The sequence below is a fragment of the Acidimicrobiia bacterium genome (genome assembly GCA_036396535.1).
Lineage (GTDB): Bacteria > Actinomycetota > Acidimicrobiia > Spongiisociales > UBA5794 > DASWKR01.
This window is the reverse complement of the sequence record DASWKR010000072.1, coordinates 36,076-56,724: the sequence shown is the minus strand read 5'-3', so window position 1 is coordinate 56,724 and position 20,649 is coordinate 36,076. Positions and strand designations below refer to the sequence as shown.

The window sequence follows — 20,649 nt, the reverse complement described above, 5'->3', positions numbered from 1 at the left end:
AATAGTCAAGCGGCGCGTGACACCCCGCCCCGGACTCAAGTGGAACTCCTTCGAGAGTGACGTCATCGGTGCCTGGGTGGCGGAGATGGACTTCGGTCTTGCACCCGCCATCACTGAGGCGCTCCACGCTGCGGTCGACAGAGCGGACACGGGGTATCCCTACCCGGCTGCCTGGAACGCCGTGGCCGAGACGGCATCAGTATTCTGGGCCGGACGCTTCGGCTGGCGGGTGGATCCCGGTCGGGTCTTTCACGTGCCCGACGTCGTCGAGGGTCTTCGGAGGGCCGTGATGCATCTCACTGCCCCCGGCTCGCCGGTGATCCTCCACCCACCGATCTACCACCCGTTCTTCACGATGGTGGCGGCGGCAGGCCGGGAGCACATCCTCGTGAGGTCGTACCCAGGTGAGGACGGTCGCTGGTGCCTCGACCTCGACGGGATCGATCGTGCCTTCGCCGCCGGGGCCGGGTCGATCGTCCTCTGCAATCCATGGAACCCGGTCGGCCGGAGTCTGACGGCTTCCGAGGTGTCAGATGTGGTCGCCGTTGCGGAGCGCCACGGAGGGCGGGTGGTCGCCGACGAGATCCATGCGCCGCTCACCTTCCCCGGACACAGTCATGTGGTAGCCGCCGGCCTGTCCCCGGCCACGGTGGTGACCGTCACCGCGGCAACGAAGGCTTGGAACCTCCCCGGTCTCAAGGCGGCCCAGGTGGTGCTGACCAACGACCACGATGTCGATGTGTGGTCTCGACACTTCGTTCCTCACATGTGGGGGGTCGGAACCTTCGGCCTGCTGGCGAGCGCTGCCGCGTACCGGGACGGCACGAGCTGGTTGGAGGACGTGCTGGCGAGGCTCGAGGCGAAGCGGGCGACTCTCGGCAGCTTGTTGGCCGAACTGCTCCCCGGAGGGCGCTACACGAGGCCCGAGGCCACATACCTCGCCTGGGTGGATCTCAGCGCCTACGGATGGGATCCGCCCGGGGCGGTCCTGCTGGAGCGGGCGAGAGTGGCGGTCTCCGAAGGTGCCTTGTTCGGCCCCGGAGGAGAGGGACATGTCCGTGTCAACTTCGCAATGGACGACGGCCTCCTCGTCGAGATGGTCGAGCGGATCGCCGCCATCGTCTGAATGATCGGCGACGGCCTTGTCACCATCGAACCCGTCGGCCGCAAGGCCGGTCTGGTCCGTGCAACGAGTGACGCTCCTCGAGTCGGCACGTCCTCCGGGAGCGAGCCGTCGCGGCAACACGCGGTACCGTGCGGGGATGCTGCGGTACGACGTCGTGACAGCCGGTGCACAGTCGGTGCGTTCGATGCTCGAACCGGCACTTCGGGTCGAGGCGTGACGTGACGACGCCTCGGCTCGACCTCACGCGGGCGCAGATACTCGCCTTCCGGCGGCGGGTGGGAGCACTCGACGAGCGGCTCCCACCCGGACGGCGCTCGCTACGCCGAGCCGCCTGGGTGGGCCTGCAGGACAGCATGCCTCGAGCCGCGCTCCTCTCGATCCACGCCCGCCTCGAGGGGACCCAGCCCACGACCTGGGAGGATCCCTCCCTCGTCCAGATCTGGGGTCCGCGGTACAGCGCCTACGTCGTCGCCGAACGCGATCTCGCAATCTTCACGCTGGGGAGGCTGCCCGACGATGCAGGCGCCCGGCGGATCGCCGAGGATCTCGCCGGTCGCCTGGGCGCCCTTCTGGACGGGACCCGGATGGCGTACGGTCAGGCAGGGCGCGCCCTCGGCGAGCAACACAACCGGCTCAGGTACGCGGCAACCACCGGCACGGTCGTGATTCGGTGGGACGGCGCTCGACAACCGATCATCTGGACCGTGCCGCCACCTGACGTCGCACCACGGGACGCCCGCCTCGAGCTCGCCCGCCGGTACCTCCACACATTCGGTCCCGCCACCCCCGAAGCCTTCGCCGCCTGGGCCGGGATCGCCTCACGGTCGGGCATCGCGGCGTTCGACGCCCTTCGCAGATCGCTGACCCCGGCGAGGACCCCCATCGGGGAGGCGTGGATCCTCACCCGCGACGAGCCGGCTTTCCGCGCCGCCCCCGGGCCGGTAGCACCCGCCCGGCTCCTCCCGAGCGGGGACGCCTATTACCTCCTCCAGGGTGACGACCGCCAGCTCCTGGTCGCCCAAGCCGATCATCGCGCCGCCCTGTGGACCTCTCGCGTGTGGCCGGGCGCCATCCTCGTCGACGGCGAGATCGTCGGGACGTGGCGGCGTTCCCAGCACACGGTGACGATCCAGACCTGGCGACGCATCTCCCGCGGCGCACGCGAGGCGGTCGAGTCGGAGGCGACGTCCCTGCCCGTACCCGGTATCGCGGGGCCGATCCTCACCCGCTGGGATGACTGACACGAGCTGCTCCCGCGCCGGCGAGCTCGGACGACCCGGAGGATCACTCAACGGCTGCCCGCGTGATGCCGGCCCCCCATGCTCTTCGCGTACGCTGTGCCGCGTGTCCCGCTTCGTCGACCCGAGATCCGATGGCAGGTCGGTGTGAGGGCAGTCGTCTACGACCGTTACGGCCCGCCCGACGTGCTGCGGGTAGCGGAGGTCCCGGCGCCGTCTCCTGACGCCAACCAGGTGCTCGTCGCGGTGGCGGCGACGTCGCTCAACCTCTCTGATTGGGAGTGCTTGCGCGGGACCCCGCTGTACGCACGGATCGGCGGGCTGCGCGCACCGGCGCGCCGGACGCTCGGCTCCGACATCGCCGGGCGGGTCGAGGCCGTCGGGTCCGCCGTCACCCGATTCCGTCCCGGCGACGAGGTGTACGGCGAGATCCAGATGGGCGGCTTCGCCGAGTACGCGGTTGCGCGCCAGTCGGCGCTCGCCCACAAGCCGGAATCGTTGACCTTTGCCGAGGCGTCGACGATCCCGCAGGCGGGTGCTATCGCGCTCCAGGGAACCGCCGGAGTGGGGGAAGCGCAGCGGATGCTGATCAACGGTGCCGGCGGCGGATCGGGGTCCTTCGCCATCCAGCTCGCCAAGCGTGCCGGTGCGCACGTGACCGCCGTCGACAATGCCGGCAAGCTCGAGTTCATGCGGTCGCTGGGAGCCGACGAGGTGATCGACCATCGCAGTCAGGACTTCACCCGCGGCGAAACGTACGACCTCGTACTTGATCTCGTCGCCCACCGTTCGGTGTTCGCTTACCGACGGGCGTTGGCTCGCGGCGGTCGCTACCGCTGCGTCGGCGGGTCCGTGTCGGCCCTGCTGAGGGTCGTGACGATCGGGGCCATCGCCGGTCGGCTCACGGGCCGCCGGCTGGGCCTGCTCGTCGTGAAGCCGGGCCCGTCGCACTTCGAGCCCGTCGCCGATCTGTGCGTCTCAGGCGACCTCCAGATCCACATCCACGGCACGTATCGGCTCGATGAGGTGCCTCGAGCGCTGGCGGAGGTCGGTGAGGGTCGCGCCCTGGGCAAGGTTGTCGTCGACATCGCCTGAAGACGGCACATACGACACCAGTCAGAGCGACAGACACGTCCGGTCCGCCGGCAGGTGATGCCTGATCCGACAGCCGCGCCCGAGCGAAGCCGAAGAAGCCACGGCAGGTGTGCCCACGGTACCGTGGGGGTCGTGCCGCACATCGAGGAGATCCCGCCCGAGAGCGCCACCGGGGCGACGAAGCGTGCCTACGACGAGGCGATGCGCCGAGCGGGACGCATCTGGAACATCGTCTCGATCATGAGCCAGAACGGCCCGGCGATGGGTGACTCGATGCGCTTCTACGCCACCGTCATGTTCGGTGAGTCACCGCTGAGCCGGGCACAGCGGGAGATGATCGCCGTTGTCACCTCCAAGGCGAACGGCTGTCACTACTGAATCCGGGCGCATCTACACGACCTCAGGTTGGAGGTCGCCGACCAACAGATGGTGGACCGGTTCACCGAGGATTGGCGTACCGCCGGCCTCGACGAAGCGACCGAAGCGCTCCTCGCCTTCGCCGAGAAGCTCACCCTCACCCCCATCGCCTGCACCGCCGGCGACGTCGACGAGCTGCGCCGCGCCGGTTGGGACGACCGTGCGGTCCACGACGCGGTGCAGGTGTGCGCCTGGTTCAACTACATCAATCGGGTTGCCGAGGCTCTCGGCGTTCACCCGGAGGAGTGGATGGACGAGACCGGGCGGCCGCTGACATAGATCAGCCGAAGCCCGGCGACTCAGTTCGGACGGCTCGTCGCGGCACAGACGCGAGGGCGGTACAGAGGAGTTCGGCGGGGCCCAGCCGGAACCCGTTTGGGATCGAGCCGGTATCGGCCTTGATGCCGGTTGAGTTGCCGCGGATCTTGCCGTGCTCTCCGGCCGACTCACCCTGTGGACCCGTGGGTCTGGGCTGATCAAGTCACGACGCCATGCTTCGGTCCCCTGCTCACGCCGGCTCCAGCGTGGAGGTCGGGTAGAAGCGTCGCCGCGCCCAGAGGGCGACGTAGACAAGTCCGACGAGGACCGGGACTTCGATGAGGGGTCCGACGACGCCGGCGAGAGCTTCGCCTGACGTCACCCCGAACACGCCGATGGCAACGGCGATGGCGAGCTCGAAGTTGTTGCTGGCCGCGGTGAAACTCATCGACGCGTTCTTGGGGTAGGGCATGCGAAGGCGCAAACCCAAGGCGAAGGAAGAGGCCCACATCAGGACGAAGTAGAGGAGGAGTGGTATTGCGATACGGGCGACATCGAAGGGTCGGGCGGTGATGGTTTCCCCTTGGAGGGCGAAGAGCACGACGATCGTGAACAGGAGCCCGTAGAGGGCCCAAGGGGCGAGTCTGGGGAGGAACCGGTTCTCGTACCACTCCAACCCGCGGCTGTGTTCACCCCATCGCCGCGTCACGTATCCGGCGACGAGGGGGATGCCCAGGAAGACGAGGACGATCCTTGCGATCTCCCACATCGACACGTCCAGACTGGTGGTATCGAGGCCGAGCCATCCCGGGAGCAATTCGAGATAGAGGTAGCCGAGGACGGCATAGGCGACGATCTGGAAGACAGAGTTCACGGCGACGAGGACCGCGGCAGCTTCCCGGTCTCCGCAGGCGAGATCGTTCCAGATCAGGACCATGGCGATGCAGCGGGCCAGCCCGATGACGATCAGCCCGGTGCGGTATTCGGGCAGGTCGGGGAGCAGCAGCCACGCGAGAGCGAACATGAGGGCCGGGCCGACGACCCAGTTGAGAGTCAGCGAGGTGGCCATGAGTGTGCGGTCGGTGGCGACATCGCCGATCTGTGAGTACCGGACCTTGGCCAGCACGGGGTACATCATCGCCAGCAGGCCTACGGCGATGGGAAGTGACACGCTGCCGATCTTGACGGTGTCGAGCCAGTCGTTGAGGTCCGGAATCAGCCGTCCCAGGACGAGCCCGGCGACCATGGCAGCGCCGATCCACAGCGCAAGGAACCGGTCGAGCGTCGACAGCCTCTCGAGGACCGGAGCGTCGCGTTGAAGCGTCATGCTCCCACTCTCTCCTTCGACGCAGGTGAGACGCCCCGCCGGCACAGCACGATGACCCCTCCGCCGAGCCGCCTGATCGGGACGTCTCGGTGGCGCGCATCCTCCCCTGGACAGCGGGGTGGCCGAGCCTGAGGAGCGTCGCCGCCGTCGACAGCGACCGCGAACATCGAATGCATGGGTCTCGTGTCAGCCTCCGACGTCGTAACCGTCACGCCGTGCCGCCTCGCGTAGCTCCGCCGCCGGGTAGAACCCGATCGCATCCTCGGCGTCGTCGGCGACCGTCTCGGCGACGGATCCCTCGGCGTCGAACCCGTATGTGATACACCCTCCTTCGAAGGTGAAGTACCAGGAGCCCCGGTAGAAGACGTTCGGCACGCTCTCTTCGATGATCTCGAGCGCCTTGTCCGGCGTGATCCCGCGGGCCGTGACCGCCGGATCGCTCCCGCGCAGCTCGACGGTTCCCTCCGCGGCGTCGAGCTCGTCGATGATCCAAACGTAATCGGCCTGCTGCACGGCCCGGTCGACGCGTGAGCGTATCGGCTCGTCGAGGCGGTCGTCGATCGTCAGTATGACTGGGCGGTGGTCGATCTCGGCTCCCCTGAGCTCGTCGGCACTCGAGCGGGCCCGCACCATGGGTTCCTCGCCGGCGGGGACGATGGTTATCGTGATCTGAGGCGGTTGCGACGTGACGTCCTCGTAGCGCTCGATGTCCTCATGTCCGGAGGTCACGCTCTCCGCGGTAGAGACGTCACACGACTCCGTCACCGTCACGGTCAGGAACGGGTCGAACGTGTGGACGATCTCCATGCCGGCCCGGCCGTCTTCGAAGAACCAGTGCACCTCGTCCCAGCCGAGGCGGAGCTCGTCCAGGCAAGGCGTGTACCTTGCCGAAGGAACTGCCTGCACGGTGAGGATGGTCGCCGGGGACACGGAGCGCTGACTAGGCGTGCAGTCGGCTTCGCCGAGCCCCAGGTTGCCGCACGCGGTCAGAGCCGAAGCCAGCGCCACGATCGTGATCCCATGCCTCACAGGACGCCCGCCCCCACGACCTCCTGGGCCACCAGGACTACGAGGAGGGCGACCACCAGTGCGGTTGCCAGCGTCAGCCAGAGGCGACGCGGCGTCCACCGTTGGATCGAGATCGGCTCGGTGGCGGGTGCCAGTCGGCGGAACTCCTCGACCAGGTCGATGCCTTGCTCTCGCTTGAAGAGCGCCAGGGAGCTGCGGGACTGTGTCGGAAGGGTGACGCTGCGCGTCGCCGCGAAGGCCTCGGCGATGTCCCGAGGAGCGAACTGCAGCAGCGCACGGTCGTACACGCGCTGCGCACCGACTCGCAGCCCAAGGATGACCATCATGTTGGCGAGGTCGACCGCCTGACGCCACGGGCTGGGGCGGACGGTGCCGAAGGCGACGTCGATGAGCACGACGCGTCCGTCGTTGAGCATGACGTTGGCCGGCTTGATGTCGCGATGGGCGAGACCGCCGTCCCACATCGAGCGGATCACCCGGAGAGCGTCGTCGATGACCTCGTCGTCGATCTCGGCCCGGGTGAGCTCCACCGAGCCCTCCAGGAACTCGCTCACCATCAGATACTCCCGCTCCGGGCTGATCTCGACGATGCCGAAAGGCCTTGCGCTGGCGACGCCGGCATCTCGCATCAAGCGCTGGACGTAGTCCTCGTACTCGACCAGGCGCCGCACCGACGTGAAGCGCACCTCGTTCTCGAGTGACCCATAGAGGATCGTCCGGGCGAGCTTGTACCACCGATCGGAACGGAGATGGGTTTGGCTGTAGAGCTTGGCGAAAACGTGCTGGTTGGGCTCACCGCGAACCTCGAGGCGCAGCGGCGTCGATCCACCCGAGCCTTCCAGGCCGAACGGCTCGATACTGAGCACTTCCATGCCGAGCTGCTCTCCCATGGCGCGTGAGATCGCCTCACCGCGCGCACCGGTCACGTCGAGATGCGCCGTGACGCCCCGCTTCCAGGTCACCGGGAACGCCGCTTCGGGCGCGAACCAGCGAAACACGACGACGGTCACGGCCACGGAGAACGCCGCGGCGACGACCGTGTCGGTCGGATGGTTGACGCCGAGGTAGAGCAGCGCCAGGCTGAGGAGCACGATGAGGGCGGCAGCCGTGCCGAGGGCGTAGCGGCGCCAGCGGCCACGCGGCACGATTGCGTATGCGATCGCCGTCAGCGTCAGGCCGAGGGCCGCGACGGGAGCCGACGGGTGTGACGGTCCTTCCCACGAACCGATGATCGGGACGAATGGCCGGGGTCGCCCGACCGCCTCACGGACCGCGTCGACGGCCCCCGCTACGACGAGGACGGTGATCATCACCGCGAAGAAATGCCGCCAGCGACGTACGAAGACGAGCGCCAGCAGGGTGCCTACACGCAGGATCCGAACGAACCAGGTCTCGCCGAGCACGGCGACCGCGTTGGCGATGGTCGTCAAGGGGTCGCTGCGAATGGCAACGAGCCGCTGCGACAGAGCGTTGTCGTGACGGGTCCACCAGTCGGCCGTAGCCGGAAAGGCGAACAGTGATATCCAGAGCACCACGGTGACGATGCCGCTGAGGAGCCACACCTTCCCCGCGGTGCGCAGCTCGCGATGCATCGGAGCCTTCTCGCCGCTGGGGCGGCGCCGTCTACCCGAGACACGGATTCCCGCGATCCGCATCTCGCGACGTTGGGCGACGGCGGGAAGCTCGCGCTCGATCGGCCCAGGCGGCTCCGGCGATGCGTCTCGTGTCTCCACACTCACCCGACTGGCGGTATCGCCGCGACGCTACAGGAATGCGTCAACGGTATGGCCCAGCCAGCCCATGCTCGTCATCGGCGGGGCCGGCGTCCCGCTGCGAGGCTCGTGATCCGGACGTCGCCGGTGCCCGGACTCCTCGTGACGCGATGACGGGCCCACCGATCGGAACTCAGACGTTCTCGTACTCCGGTGGCGCCGCCTCGAGGACGTGGCCCTCCACGGCGATCCTCGGGGTGAGCCGATCGAGCCACTTGGGCAGCCACCAGTTGGCGTCACCGAGGAGCTCCATCGTCGCTGGGACGAGGAGCATGCGCACGACGGTGGCATCGAGCGCCACGGCGCTGGCGAGGCCGATCCCAAACAGCTTGATGATCCGATCGCTCTCACCGATGAAGCTGCCGAACACCACGACCATGATGGCGGCAGCCGCCGAGATGACCCGGGCAGTGGCGGCGAGGCCATCGGCCACCGAGACTCGGCTGTCACCCGACTTGAGGTATTCCTCCCTGATCCTGGACAGCAGGAACACCTCGTAGTCCATCGACAATCCGAAGAGGATGGCGAACATCATCATCGGCACGAAGGGCTCGATGGGCGCCGGTTCGATGTTGATCAAGCCGCCGAGCCAGCCCCACTGGAAGATGGCGGTCACGACGCCGTAGGCCGCCCCGATGGAGAGCAGATTCATGATCACGGCCTTGAGCGGTACGAGCAGTGACCGGAACACGAGCATCAGCAGGACGAACGAGAGCGTGAGGACGACGCCGATGAAGGCGGGCAGCCTCGCGGTCAGGTACTCCGAGAAGTCCACGGTGGCGGCGACGCCCCCGGAGACGGCGATCTCGAGCCCCGTGCCTTCGGCGGCTCCCGGTATCACCTCGTCTCTGAGCCGGTAGACGAGCTCAGTGGTCGCCTCATCCTGTGGTGCCGTGGTCGGGAAGAGCCGCCACAGCGCGGCGCTCGGCGCGGCGGGGTCGTTGGGGATGGCCGGGGTGACGAAGGCGACGCCCGGATCACTCGCCAGCGCGCTGCTCACCGTTTCTAGCGTCGCCGGGTCTGCTCCGCTCGGGATCTCGGTGGCCAGGATGAGCGAGCCATTGAACCCGGGACCAAACCCTGCGGCGAGCAGGTCGTATGCCTTGCGAGTCGTCGTGTCCTCCGGGAAGTTGCCCTCGTCCGAGAAGGCGAGGCGGAGGCTGAAGAAGGGAAGCGCAAGGGTCACCATGATGACGACACCGGACAAGGCGGCGATCCAGGGCCGGCGCTGGATGAACCTGCTCCAACGGTAGGCAACGGTCTCGCGGAGGGGTCGACGTGCCCGTCGGGGCACCTCGCGGCGCAACGGAGCCACCGCCAGGCTGGCGAGGATCACGACGGCGGCGAGGGCCAGACCGAAGATGGCCAGGGGCTGGACGGCGAGGGCGACACCGACCAGGCCGATGGCGACGAGCAGTGCCGCGGCCAATCCCCGCCATCTGGTCACCTCGACGCGCTCCGCCGCGAAGCCGAGGAGCGCAGGCAGCAGCGTGAGCGACGCCACCGCAGTCACCGCCACGACGGCGACCGATGCCACTGCCAGGCCCGTGATGAATGCGAGGTTCATCAAGACCATGCCGAGGAGCGAGATGACCACCGTGGTGCCGGCGAAGGCGACCGCCCGTCCGGCGGTGTCGATGGCCAGGACGGTCGCTTCCTCGATCGAGGCCCCATTGTGCAGGTTCTCCCGATAGCGGGTCACGATGAAGAGGGCGTAGTCGATCCCGACACCGAGGCCGAGCATGACTGCGACCGTCGTCGCGAAGTCGGGGATCGAGAAGACGTTGCTGAAGAGCCCGGCGAGCAACGAGCCGAGCCCGATGCCTGCCAGCGCGATCCCGACCGGGAGGCCCATGGCCAGCACTGAGCCGAAGGCGAGGATGAGGACGATGATGGCGAAAGCGAGGCCGAGCAACTCCGAGCTCGGGACCTCGAACTCGGCGAAGATCTGCCCGCCGATCTCGACTTGCAGCCCGTCCACCGTCGGGATCAGCTCCTTCAGCTCGGAGCTGATGACCGTCGCCTCCTCGAGCGTGATGTCACGCGGGACACCGATCTGCGCGTAGGCGATCAGTCCGGCCTCGGGCCCCTGCGATGCGACCTGTTGCGCTCCCTCGGGTGTGTACGGGCTCACCAGTGTGATGCCCTCGATCTGACCGGCAGCGTCGAAGAACTCGGTCATCGCCGCCTGGACCCCTGGGTCGGTGACGCCCTGCTCGGCTCGGAACACGATCGTCCCGCCTTCGCTGCCTGCCCCCGACTCGGTGAAGTGCTCGTCGATGATGTCGAAGCCGCGCTTGCTCTCCACGTCGGGTAGGGCGAACTCGGTGCTGTAGGCGGTGCCGACCACGTTCGTCAGGGTGACGCCGAGCACCAGCGCCCCGACCCACATGAGGGCCACCTTGCCTCGATTGCGAAAGCACCACCGGCCCAGCGCCGCGAACAAGTCATCTCCTCGTGTCGAGTCGGTCGAGACTACCGGACTCGGGGCCCCCCGCCGCCTCGGAGCCAGTTCGCACGTGTTCCCGCCTTCAGTTGGGATGCAGGAGCCTGTCGAGACCGTCGAGGATCAGCTCGAGTCCGATCTCGAACTCGTTGCCGTGGTCATAGCCGGGCTGGAGGACATGCTCCGTCGCCAACTCGGCGAGGTGGGGATACTCGTCGGAAGGGAACTGCGCAATGATGGCCCCCGCCACGTCCGGAGCCGTCTTCCTGTCGAATGGCAGGACGGCTTCCTGAAGGGCGAAGCCGTACACGTAGCTGTCGAGCAGCGAGTAGGCGTGGGCGGTCATCTGGATGGAGAAGCCGGCGGCGCGGAGGGAGCCGATCACTGCGTCGTGATGCCGCAACGTGGCCGGGCCGGGGTTCGTTCGTGACTCCATGAGCGGGGTGGCCCAGGGGTGGCTTGCGAGCACGCGGCGGGCAGAGATCGCACGGTGACGCATGGCGGACCGCCAGCCGGCGTCGGCTGGGGGGAGTTCGATCTCCCCGAACACGACATCGATGATGCCGTCGAGGATCTCCTCCTTGTTGGCGACGTGGTGGTACAGGGACATGGGCTTGACGCCGAGCTCCTGGGCGAGCGACCGCATCGTCAACGCTGCGTTGCCTCTCTCGTCGGCAATGGCGATGGCACTGCGGAGCAGCCGTTCGCGGCTGAGCGGAACCCGCTTCGTCGCACCCTCGCCGACCCTTGCGGGCATGTCACATCCTCACCTGTCGTCGGAGCCCGGACTCCGCACGTGCCCAGGGCAGTCCCTTTTGCCAACCGGCAGCATAGCCTGTACCGTACTTAGTAAGCGTACTTAGTACGGTCAGACCGGCAGGGATCGACGCCCTCCCGGCTCCACAGCAGATAGGACACGACCATGGAACAAGCGCAGCGAATCGAACAGGCGCCCGAAGTCGCGGCGCCGAGCGCCCGCGAACAAGTCGAAGGCCCTGCACCGCAGCGCCCCGAAGGTGGTGTGATGCGAGCCATCGTCCAGGACGGTTACGGCTCGACCGAGGTGCTCAGACTGGCGGAGGTCGACCGCCCCGACATCGCGCCGCACGAGGTGCTGGTGAAGGTCGGCGCCGCCGGGATGGATCGCGGCACCGCGCATCTCATGACCGGCAAGCCGTACCTGATGCGCATCCTGGGGTTCGGGTTTCGCCGGCCGAAGAACCGCGTACCTGGGCTGGACGTGGCCGGAACGGTCGCGGCGGTCGGGTCCGAGGTGACGAGGTTCGCGCCCGGTGACGAGGTGTTCGGCGTCAGCCGCGGGTCGTTCGCGGAGTACGCGGCCGCTCGCGAGGACAAGCTGGCCCACAAGCCGGCGAATCTCACGTTCGAGCAGGCGGCGGTCGTTCCCATCTCCGCCTCGACTGCCCTCCAGGGCCTGCGCGATTCCGGGCGCATCGAGGCAGGACAGAAGGTCCTCATCATCGGTGCGTCCGGCGGCGTCGGCACCTATGCCGTGCAGCTCGCCAAAGCATTCGGAACTGAGGTCACCGGGGTGTGCAGCATCTCGAAAGTCGATCTCGTGCGATCGATCGGTGCCGACCACGTCATCGACTACACCCGGGAGGACTACCTCGACGGTGCCCGGCAGTACGACCTCATACTCGATATCGGCGGGAACAGCGGGCTTTCCCGACTGCGACGGACGCTCACTCCCGCCGGGACGCTCGTCATCGTCGGCGGGGAAGAGGGCGGCAACCTCATCGGAGGATTCGACCGCCAGCTCCGTGCCGTGGGCCTATCGCTCTTCGTGCGTCAGCGACTCACCATGCTCGTCGCCAAGGAAGACCACTCCTACCTGGAAGCGCTCAACCCGTTCATCGAGAGCGGCGAGGTCGTTCCGGTCATCGACAAGACCTACCCGCTCTCCCAGGTGTCCGAAGCCATGGGACACCTCGAATCCGGACGAGCGCGAGGAAAGATCGCCATCACGATCTGATGCGTGGTCGGGAAGAGAGAGGCAGATGAAGCGATCGAACGACCGACGAAGAACGGTGCACCGATGATGGTCGTCCCACATTCGATGATGGGTAAGACCGTCTTGATCACCGGCGGTACCGGCGGGATCGGCAGGGCGGCGGCGATCGGCCTGTCCTCCATGGGTGCTCGCGTGGGTGTCACCGGGCGCGATCGAATGCGCGCCGAGCGGGCCGCTGCCGCCATCGCCGACGAGTCGGGTAACCCCGCCGTCGACGTCTTCGTCGCCGACATGTCCTCACAGGCCGAGGTCCGGCGCTTGGCCGACGAGGTTCTCTCCGCCTACCCCCGGCTGGATGTTCTACTCAACAACGTCGGCGGGTTCTGGGCCCACCGTCACGTGACGGCCGACGGGTTGGAGCGCACGTTCGCCCTCAACCACCTCGCGCCGTTTCTGCTGACGGGCCTGCTGCTCGATCGGCTGACAGCCAGCGCGCCGGCTCGCGTCGTCACCGTGTCGTCCAGAGCACAGGCCTTGGGCAAGATCGACTTCGAGGACTTGATGGGCGAGCGGAGGTACTCCGGGAAGCGGGCGTACAACCAATCGAAGCTCGCCAACGTCATGTTCACCCATGAGCTCTCCGGGCGACTCGAAGGAACGAAGGTCACCGCCACGGTGCTGCACCCCGGCATGACCCGCACCGCTTTCAGTGCGGAGGACCCCGCCCGTGCGATGGCCCCGATGGTCGTCGCCATGCGACCCTTCATGAAGAGCCCCGAGAGGGGTGCGGACACCGCCGTCTACCTGGCCGGCTCGCCCGAGGCCGAGGGTGTCACCGGCCAGTACTTCGCCAACCGCAAGGCCAGGAAGTCCCATAAGTCCTCCTACGACTCGGCGACCACCGCCCGACTGTGGCGAGTCAGCGCCGATCTCGTCGGCTTCCCGGTCGGCGCACCGCACTGACCCGGAGGTGCCGGCTCACGAGAGTCACGGGGCGGCGGCTACGTTTCGCCTCGGGTAGACGGACCGCACACGGGTCCACAACAGGACCCGCTCTGGCGTCCCACGGTCGCATATGTGCGACGTGGGGACGCAAGAACGGGAGGGGAGGGGCGGGCCGACCGGCGGAGTGTCGCGTCGGCTGTTTCTCACACTTGGCTATGGTCGATCCGATGCGCAGGGCACCTTGTGAGCCGCAAGCGATCGACGAGTGAGACGGCTCACGCTGGCGCAAGCGCGGCGAGCTTCGATCGCCGCCCAGGGACTCGCCTCGCCGCGTCCCGAGGTGACGCCGAACCTCGGGCACGTGCGCCGGGCGGTGCGCACGATGGGGATCCTGCAGATCGACTCGGTGAACGTCGTCGAGCGGGCCCACCATCTCACCCTGTTCTCCCGGCTGGGTCCGCACGACCCCGACCTGCTGTGGCGTGCCCTGGAGGAACGCCGACTCTTCGAGTACTGGGCCCGGATGGCGTCGTTCTCGCCGATCGAGCACTTCCCGCTCTTCAGGCACCGCATGGACCGGCACGCCGAGGGCAACTGGCGGAGGATCCGGGAGCTGAAGGCCAAGGCGCCCGGGTATGTCGAGTCGGTGTACCGGCAGGTCGCCGAGCGTGGTCCCCTGACGGCGGCCGACCTCGACGAGCCGGGGCAGCAGGGGCGGCGGGGGGACCCATGGTGGGGCTGGGCCGACGGCAAGGTCGCCCTCGAGTACCTCTTCGCGGCGGGCCGGCTCGCCGTGTCCCACCGCCGCAACTTCACCCGCTACTACGACGTGTCAGAGCGAGTGATCCCGGCCGAGCAATTCGACATCCCGGCGCCCGACAGGCGGGCGGCGCAGAAGCAGCTCGTCCTCCAGGCGGCGCAGGCCCTCGGCGTGGGGACGGCCCGCGACCTCATCGACTACTTCTCGATTCGGGTCGCCGAGGGCATGCCGGCGATCGACGGCCTCGTCGCCGAGGGTTCGCTCGTGGAGGTCGAGGTCGCAGGCTGGCCCAAGCCCGCCTACCTGCTCGCCGGGTCGGTCATCCCGCGTAGTGTCAGGGCGAGGGCGCTGGTGAACCCCTTCGACCCACTGATGTGGAATCGGGAGCGCATCGAACGCCTCCACGACTTCTACTACCGAGTGGAGATCTACGTTCCCCAGCCCAACCGCGTCCACGGCTACTACGTGTTCCCGTTCCTGCTGGGCGACGACCTCGTCGCCAGGGTCGATCTCAAGGCCGACCGCAAGGCCGGGGTCCTCAACGTCCCGGGAGCCTTTCTCGAGGATGGCGTCGATCCTGTCCACGTCGCCCGGGAGCTGGCGGCCGAGTTGCACGAGATGGCACGCTGGCTCGGGCTGGGTCAGGTCGCTGTCGGGGGGAAGGGCGATCTGGCCAGCCACCTCCGCCGAGTGGTGTGAGCTTGCCTTCGGCGCGTCATGGCATCCCCTCGATCGTCCGTCCCAAGAGCCGGTTGAAGGCGTCGGGGTCCTCCATCATCGGGAAGTGCCCGACCCCTGGCATGATCACGGTGCCCACCCCGTGGGCGCCGAGGGCCGCCACGTCGGTCGGCCGGTAGTCCGGGTTGATGGCAACCACCGTGAGGTCGAGCTCTCGCAGACCGGAGACGACGGCTCCGTCGTTGGTGAAGGCGTGCTCCAGGGCGTCGACCGCGACGTCGACGGGCGCGGACGACATGTCGGACGCCACCCATTCGACGAGGTCGGGGTCGGACGACGGCACGAAGAACGTGTGGACGAGCCTGCGGGTCGCCGTGACGAAGTCGCGGCGGAACGGAGCTATGAACGCCTCGAGTTGGTCGGACGTTCTCGATTCTCCAAGCGTCCTGTAGGTGTCCACCCAGACGAGGCCGGTGACCCGACCCGGTAGTTTGCGGGCAGCTTCGACGACGACGTCGCCGCCCATGGAGTGGCCGATGAGCACCGCCTCGTCGAGCTGGAGGCTCTCCACGACCGCGGCCACGTCGTCGCCGAATGCGGGCATCGTCCACGCACTCCGGCCGGAGCCCGATTCCCCGTGGCCCGCCAGGTCGACGGCGACGACTCGGTGCCGCTCGGCGAAGGTGCCCACCTGGCGGCTCCAGTAGGTCCGGTCGCACGACCATCCGTGGACGAAGACCAGAGCCGGCAGCCCGGAGCCGTCCACATGGAAGCGCACCGGGACGCCGTCGGCGGAGGCTGCGACATTCGTCATGAGGGCCCACGCATACCATGGCCGGCTGGACATTGCATCGCGAGCGGAGCGTCAGATCCGAACCGGGTGGACACTTGGCGGAGTCGAGCAGCATGGCGGGGGGACGAGTGCGAGCGATCGAGTCGCACGAGATCTCGCCGCGCCCCCCGATCCAGGTCGCGTCCGGAGACCGCGTCCAGGTGGGCGAACGGGACACGACCTGGCCGGCGTTCGTCTTGGTGACGACGGAGACCGGTGAGGGGTGGGTGCCGAGCCGCTACCTCGACGCCGACTCCGGGTGGGCAACGGTCGTCACCCGCTACGACACGACCGTGCTGTCGACCGTCTCCGGGGAGACGCTGGAGGTTCTCGAGCGGGACGACGAGAGCGGCTGGCTCTGGTGCCGCAACGCCGCCGGCCGAGAGGGATGGGTTCCGACCCGAGCGGTGGCGCCCACGGCGTGAAGCCGGTCGACTCATGCCCGCGCCCGCGACCGGCGATATCGGCGCACGGCCAGTGGTGCGAACACGGCGATGATGATCGCGATCCAGAGCAGCGCGTAGAGCGCCGGGTTCCGGAGCGACCAAGCGGTCGGCTCCGCCGCTCCCGGCGGGATGTTGCCGAAGAGCTGGCGCGCAGCGTGGGTCACCGCCGAAACCGGGTTCCACTCAGCGAACACCCGCAGCGGTGTCGGCAGGTTGTCGGCGGGGACGAACGTGTTGGCGATGAAGGTGAGCGGGAAGATCACCATGAACGAGGCGTTGTTCACCACCTCGACGCTCGGAACCAAGAGCCCGACATAGGCCATGACCCACGAGATGGAGTAGGCGAACAGGAGCAGCAGCCCGAAACCGAGCATGGCCTTTCCAATCCCGTTGTGGATCCGCCATCCGACCGCCAAGCCGGCACCCGCCATCACCAGCAGCGACAGCGCGTTGTAGATCACGTCGCTGGCTGTTCGTCCGAAGACCACCGCCGAGCGTGACATGGGCAGTGACCGGAACCGGTCGATGATGCCCTTCTGCATGTCGTCCGCCAGGCCGGCGCCCGTGAAGGTGGCGCCGAACGTCAGCGTCAGGGCGAACGCCCCGCCGACGAGGAACTCCCGATACGAGCCGCCGGGGATCTCGATCGAGCTGCCGAACACATAGGCGAACATCAGCACGAACAGCAGCGGAGTGATCAGCACGGACACGAGGATCTCGGGCACCCGCCGCACCTTGATGACGTTCCGCCTGGCGATGGTGACGCCGTCGGCGATCGCATATCCGATCCGCTCCATCAGCGAACCTCCTTCATCGACACGAGCTCCCCATTGCCCGAGGCTTGGTCGAGCTTCTCGCCGCGGTCGACGCCGTGGCCGGTGAGGGACAGGAACACGTCGTCGAGCGTCGGCCGTCGCAGCCCCACGTCGTGCATCTCGACGCCGGCGGTTTCGAGCATCCGGAGGGCTCGAGTGAACGTCCTGGCACCACCCGAGATGGCGACCGTCACGGAGCGCTCCCCGATGCGCGGCGCGTCCAGGGCGAACCGAGCCAACACGCGGTGCGCCTCGTCGACGCCGGCACTCGTCTGGAGTGCAACCTCGATGCGCTCGCCTCCGACTTTCGCTTTCAGCTCATCCGCCGTGCCATGTGCGATCACGCGGCCGTGGTCGATGACGACGATGTCGTCGGCGAGCTGGTCCGCCTCCTCCATGTACTGGGTCGTGAGGAGCACCGTCGCACCGCGACCGACCAGGTCGCCGATCACGGCCCACAGCTGGGCTCGGCTCCTCGGATCCAACCCAGTCGTCGGCTCGTCGAGGAAGAGAACGGGAGCCTCCGCCACGAGAGCGCCGGCGAGGTCGAGGCGCCGCCGCATCCCACCGGAATAGGTCTTGACGGGGCGGTCCGCCGCGTCGGCGAGGTCAAACCTGTCGAGCAGCTCGCGTGCCCGCTTCTTCGCGGCCCGGCTCCCGAGGTGATAGAGCCGCCCGATCATGTCGAGGTTCTCGAATCCGGTGAGGTGCTCGTCCACGGCGGCGTATTGACCAGACAGGCCGATGCGCTTCCGCACCTCGCGGGGCGACGCCGCAACGTCCGCTCCGGCGACGCGCGCCGTCCCGGCGTCGGGCTCGATGAGCGTTGTCAAGATGGACACGGCGGTCGTCTTCCCGGCTCCGTTGGGGCCGAGCAGGCCGAGGATCGTCCCTTCCGGGACCGTCAGGTCGAGCCCGTCGAGGGCGACCACGTCGCCATAGCGCTTCATGAGGCCCCGAGCCTCGATGACGTCGCCTTCCCAGGGCGACTCGGTGGTGTGGATCATGCTTGTGTTTCCTCCCGATTGACGTACGAACACCGTCGTACGTTGTAAGTTGTACGACGTAAGGTAACCATACGCCGTAAGACTGTCAAGGAGATCGGCACGGCGGGCCGGTTGGCGTCATACCCGGATAGACAAGAGGCCGGAGGTCAGGGCTTGTCGCGGAGCCTCTCGAGCCCGTCGAGAATGAGGTCGAGCCCGAACTCGAACTCGGTTTGGTCGTCACACCAACCGAGGGTCGAATCGGGGTCGTCGTGGGCGACCTCCATCATCATCTCCACGATGTATGGAAGTTGGTCTGCCATCTCCTCGAGGATGGCGGTCGCCGCATCATCGCCGCCGTCCTCGGTGTCCGGCTCGAACATCTCCTGGGCGAAGCCCATCGCCCGGCTGCCGAGGGCGTGCATGGCGTGGTGCGCCAGGTCGTAGGAGAAGCCCCCTTGGCGGAAGATCCCAAGGAGCCCGTTGAAGTATCTGACGGTCGCCGGGCTCATGGCATTCCGGCTCTCGAGCAACCCAGGCGCCCAAGGATGGCGGAGGAAGACGTCGCGCGCCGTGAGGATCCTGGCGCGCATGACCGTCTTCCAGTCGTCCTGCGCGGAAGGCCCGCTGATGGCACCCACCGCCTCGTTGACGTCCTCGACGACGAGCTCGGCGACACCATCGAGGATCTCGTCCTTGTTGGCCACGTGGTAGTAGAGCGACATTGCCTCGACGCCGAGCTCCTGGGCGAGGTTGCGCATCGTGAGCGACTTGATGCCGCCTCGGTCGGCGAGGCCCACCGCGGCTCGCAGCACCCGCGATCTGCTCAGCGGGACTCGGGTCACTGGATTGGTGTCTGTGGACATCCTGGCTCCGTTGCCCTCATCTTAACGTACAAGGTAAGTCTGAGCCCGGCACTCGGCAATCCCGTCACGTCGCAGGGCGAGCAGAATGGCTGTCGAACGAGGAGGTCCATCATGCGGAAGCTCATCTACTCGATGACAGTATCGCTCGACGGCTTCATCGCCGGGCGCGGCGGCGAGATCGACTGGTCGGCGCCGGACGAGGAGCTGCATCGGTTCCACAACGCACGGACCCTCGAATTGGGCGCGCACCTCCTCGGACGGCGGCTCTACGAGGAGATGCTGGTCTGGGAATCCGGCGATGAGGAACGATGGACCTCAGACCCCGAGCTCGAGTTCGCCCACATCTGGAGGAGCCTGCCCAAGGTCGTGTTCTCGAGGACGCTCGAGGCCGTCGAGGGCAATGCCAGATTGGTGAGAGACGGCGTAGCCGATGAGGTCGCCCGGCTGAAGGAACAGCCGGGTAAGGACCTGGGCGTCGGGGGCGCCGGCCTGGCGTCCAGCCTGACGAGGATGGGCCTGGTCGACGAGTACGGGCTCTTCATGAGTCCAATCGTGTTGGGGGGCGGCACACCATACTTTCCGACATTGGACGAGAGGTTCGACCTGGAACTGGTCGAGACACGGACGTTCGCCTCGCACGTCGTCTACCTCCATTACCGGCGGGTCTGACGCCCGGCAGCCGGAGCGTCAAAAGTCGACGCCGCGACATGCAGTGAGGCCGGGTCCTACGGCCCTACGGGCGGCACCAACGCGGGAGATAACCTGCATCCATGAGCCGCAACGTGCGCTGGGTCGTGCTCATGACGATCGGAGGGCTGGCCACGATGACGATCGTCTGGGTGCTCACCAACAGCCTCGGATGGGGGTTGGTGGCGCTGCTGGCCTTCGGAGTCGTCTTCAACGTGTTGTTCGGCGGACACTCCCACCGCGGGAGCGATGATCGTCGGCGCGATCCCGCCTGACACCCGTCCGCCGATCGACATTCTAGGTGGTGATCAAAGAGTGCCCGGCGAAACCAGGATCGACCTGTATTGGATCCCGCTCGGTGCAGGGGGCGCCGGCTTCGTTCGGTTGAACGGGCGGGTATACGAGGCGATCAAGGCGCGCCTCGAGCGGAGGCGCCCTCTCGATCTCTACCACACGGCGCTCGAGGTGAACGTGCCCGATGGACGGTTCACCATCGAGAACGCTTGGCCCAGTCCAGACACCGACAGCGCATCGCGTGGGGTCCTGGTCGAGGGCCCGGTCGGCGGCCGCCGGATCGCCCGGTTCCGCGCCTTCCGGTACGAGGTGCGCTGCTGGCGGGACGGGGTGATCCCGGACGTCGGCGAGGCGGTTGCGAGCCCGCTACTCGTCAGCGACGACCCGCTGCTGGCGCGACGGCTTCTCGACCTGGTGGCAGCGGTGCCGCCCCTCCTGTGGGGTCGCGACGAGCTGGGGACGGGGGAGATGTGGAACTCGAACTCGGTGATCTCGTGGCTGCTGACTCGGAGCGGGTTGCGGGTCGACGACCTCGAGCCACCGCCCGGGGGCCGCGCTCCCGGGTGGCGGGCGGGTGTCGTCGCGGCTGCGGGCACGGAGCGCACCGAGGGGAGGGCTCGGAGCAGCAACGGAGAGACCGAGTGAACTGCCGGTCGC

21 protein-coding genes are annotated in these 20,649 nt (G+C 67.7%); 12 read left to right on the top strand and 9 right to left on the bottom strand.

Annotation, left to right across the window (positions count from 1 at the left end; translation table 11 throughout):
- Positions 1–16 precede the first annotated feature (16 nt).
- The 5 genes from VGC47_13780 (at position 17) to VGC47_13760 (ending at position 4,155) form a co-directional block, all read left to right on the top strand.
- Positions 17–1,126: an aminotransferase class I/II-fold pyridoxal phosphate-dependent enzyme gene (locus tag VGC47_13780; protein HEX9856379.1), complete on the top strand. Its 1,110-nt coding sequence runs from the start codon at positions 17–19 to the stop codon at positions 1,124–1,126.
- Between the two features lie 218 nt (positions 1,127–1,344).
- Positions 1,345–2,367 (top strand): crosslink repair DNA glycosylase YcaQ family protein, encoded by a 1,023-nt coding sequence (locus tag VGC47_13775; GenBank protein ID HEX9856378.1) that lies wholly within the window; start codon positions 1,345–1,347, stop codon positions 2,365–2,367.
- Between the two features lie 144 nt (positions 2,368–2,511).
- Positions 2,512–3,459: an NAD(P)-dependent alcohol dehydrogenase gene (locus VGC47_13770; GenBank protein HEX9856377.1), complete on the top strand. Its 948-nt coding sequence runs from the start codon at positions 2,512–2,514 to the stop codon at positions 3,457–3,459.
- Between the two features lie 132 nt (positions 3,460–3,591).
- Positions 3,592–3,837, top strand: a complete 246-nt coding sequence (locus VGC47_13765; protein HEX9856376.1) for a carboxymuconolactone decarboxylase family protein — start codon at positions 3,592–3,594, stop codon at positions 3,835–3,837.
- A 27-nt stretch (positions 3,838–3,864) separates the two neighbouring features.
- The gene (locus tag VGC47_13760; GenBank protein HEX9856375.1) at positions 3,865–4,155 is read left to right on the top strand and encodes a hypothetical protein; all 291 of its coding nucleotides are present in this window, start codon (positions 3,865–3,867) and stop codon (positions 4,153–4,155) included.
- Between the two features lie 229 nt (positions 4,156–4,384).
- Here VGC47_13760 and arsB read toward each other — a convergent pair whose 3' ends face one another.
- The 5 genes from arsB to VGC47_13735 form a co-directional block, all read right to left on the bottom strand.
- Positions 4,385–5,461: an ACR3 family arsenite efflux transporter gene (gene arsB, locus VGC47_13755; protein ID HEX9856374.1), complete on the bottom strand. Its 1,077-nt coding sequence runs from the start codon at positions 5,459–5,461 to the stop codon at positions 4,385–4,387.
- 186 nt (positions 5,462–5,647) lie between these two features.
- The gene (locus VGC47_13750; GenBank protein HEX9856373.1) at positions 5,648–6,469 is read right to left on the bottom strand and encodes a hypothetical protein; all 822 of its coding nucleotides are present in this window, start codon (positions 6,467–6,469) and stop codon (positions 5,648–5,650) included.
- Between the two features lie 17 nt (positions 6,470–6,486).
- The gene (locus tag VGC47_13745) at positions 6,487–8,082 is read right to left on the bottom strand and encodes a phosphatase PAP2 family protein (protein HEX9856372.1); all 1,596 of its coding nucleotides are present in this window, start codon (positions 8,080–8,082) and stop codon (positions 6,487–6,489) included.
- A 313-nt stretch (positions 8,083–8,395) separates the two neighbouring features.
- Positions 8,396–10,708 carry an MMPL family transporter gene (locus tag VGC47_13740; protein ID HEX9856371.1) on the bottom strand — a complete coding sequence of 771 codons (2,313 nt, stop codon included), beginning with the start codon at positions 10,706–10,708 and terminating at the stop codon, positions 8,396–8,398.
- 85 nt (positions 10,709–10,793) lie between these two features.
- Positions 10,794–11,465, bottom strand: a complete 672-nt coding sequence (locus VGC47_13735; GenBank protein HEX9856370.1) for a TetR/AcrR family transcriptional regulator — start codon at positions 11,463–11,465, stop codon at positions 10,794–10,796.
- A 267-nt stretch (positions 11,466–11,732) separates the two neighbouring features.
- Between VGC47_13735 and VGC47_13730 the strand changes: the two genes are divergently transcribed.
- From VGC47_13730 to VGC47_13720, 3 genes are all read left to right on the top strand, one after another.
- Complete coding sequence (locus VGC47_13730) at positions 11,733–12,704, top strand: NAD(P)-dependent alcohol dehydrogenase (GenBank protein ID HEX9856369.1); 972 nt, start codon at positions 11,733–11,735, stop codon at positions 12,702–12,704.
- A gap of 3 nt (positions 12,705–12,707) precedes the next feature.
- On the top strand, positions 12,708–13,646 hold the full coding sequence (locus tag VGC47_13725; GenBank protein ID HEX9856368.1) for an SDR family NAD(P)-dependent oxidoreductase: 939 nt from the start codon (positions 12,708–12,710) through the stop codon (positions 13,644–13,646).
- Positions 13,647–13,893: 247 nt separating this feature from the next.
- Entirely contained in the window at positions 13,894–15,087 is a 1,194-nt protein-coding gene (locus VGC47_13720; GenBank protein HEX9856367.1) for a crosslink repair DNA glycosylase YcaQ family protein, read from the top strand.
- Positions 15,088–15,103: 16 nt separating this feature from the next.
- Here the strand turns inward: VGC47_13720 and VGC47_13715 are convergent, their stop codons facing one another.
- Positions 15,104–15,880 (bottom strand): alpha/beta hydrolase, encoded by a 777-nt coding sequence (locus tag VGC47_13715; protein ID HEX9856366.1) that lies wholly within the window; start codon positions 15,878–15,880, stop codon positions 15,104–15,106.
- A gap of 92 nt (positions 15,881–15,972) precedes the next feature.
- Here VGC47_13715 and VGC47_13710 point away from each other — a divergent pair, with 92 nt between their 5' ends.
- Positions 15,973–16,323 (top strand): SH3 domain-containing protein, encoded by a 351-nt coding sequence (locus tag VGC47_13710; GenBank protein ID HEX9856365.1) that lies wholly within the window; start codon positions 15,973–15,975, stop codon positions 16,321–16,323.
- 11 nt (positions 16,324–16,334) lie between these two features.
- On the opposite strand, the gene VGC47_13705 is transcribed toward VGC47_13710, so the two are convergent.
- From VGC47_13705 to VGC47_13695, 3 genes are all read right to left on the bottom strand, one after another.
- Positions 16,335–17,141, bottom strand: a complete 807-nt coding sequence (locus VGC47_13705; protein HEX9856364.1) for an ABC transporter permease — start codon at positions 17,139–17,141, stop codon at positions 16,335–16,337.
- Positions 17,141–18,166 carry an ATP-binding cassette domain-containing protein gene (locus VGC47_13700; GenBank protein ID HEX9856363.1) on the bottom strand — a complete coding sequence of 342 codons (1,026 nt, stop codon included), beginning with the start codon at positions 18,164–18,166 and terminating at the stop codon, positions 17,141–17,143. The genes VGC47_13705 and VGC47_13700 overlap by 1 nt, the downstream gene beginning before the upstream one ends.
- 146 nt (positions 18,167–18,312) lie before the next feature.
- Positions 18,313–19,011 carry a TetR/AcrR family transcriptional regulator C-terminal domain-containing protein gene (locus VGC47_13695; GenBank protein ID HEX9856362.1) on the bottom strand — a complete coding sequence of 233 codons (699 nt, stop codon included), beginning with the start codon at positions 19,009–19,011 and terminating at the stop codon, positions 18,313–18,315.
- A gap of 111 nt (positions 19,012–19,122) precedes the next feature.
- Between VGC47_13695 and VGC47_13690 the strand changes: the two genes are divergently transcribed.
- The 3 genes from VGC47_13690 to VGC47_13680 all read left to right on the top strand — a co-directional run bounded on the left by VGC47_13690 (position 19,123) and on the right by VGC47_13680 (position 20,637).
- A complete protein-coding gene (locus VGC47_13690; GenBank protein HEX9856361.1) occupies positions 19,123–19,680 on the top strand; it encodes a dihydrofolate reductase family protein in 558 nt (185 codons plus the stop codon).
- A 101-nt stretch (positions 19,681–19,781) separates the two neighbouring features.
- Positions 19,782–19,973: a hypothetical protein gene (locus VGC47_13685; GenBank protein HEX9856360.1), complete on the top strand. Its 192-nt coding sequence runs from the start codon at positions 19,782–19,784 to the stop codon at positions 19,971–19,973.
- 40 nt (positions 19,974–20,013) lie between these two features.
- On the top strand, positions 20,014–20,637 hold the full coding sequence (locus VGC47_13680; GenBank protein ID HEX9856359.1) for a hypothetical protein: 624 nt from the start codon (positions 20,014–20,016) through the stop codon (positions 20,635–20,637).
- Positions 20,638–20,649 lie beyond the last annotated feature (12 nt).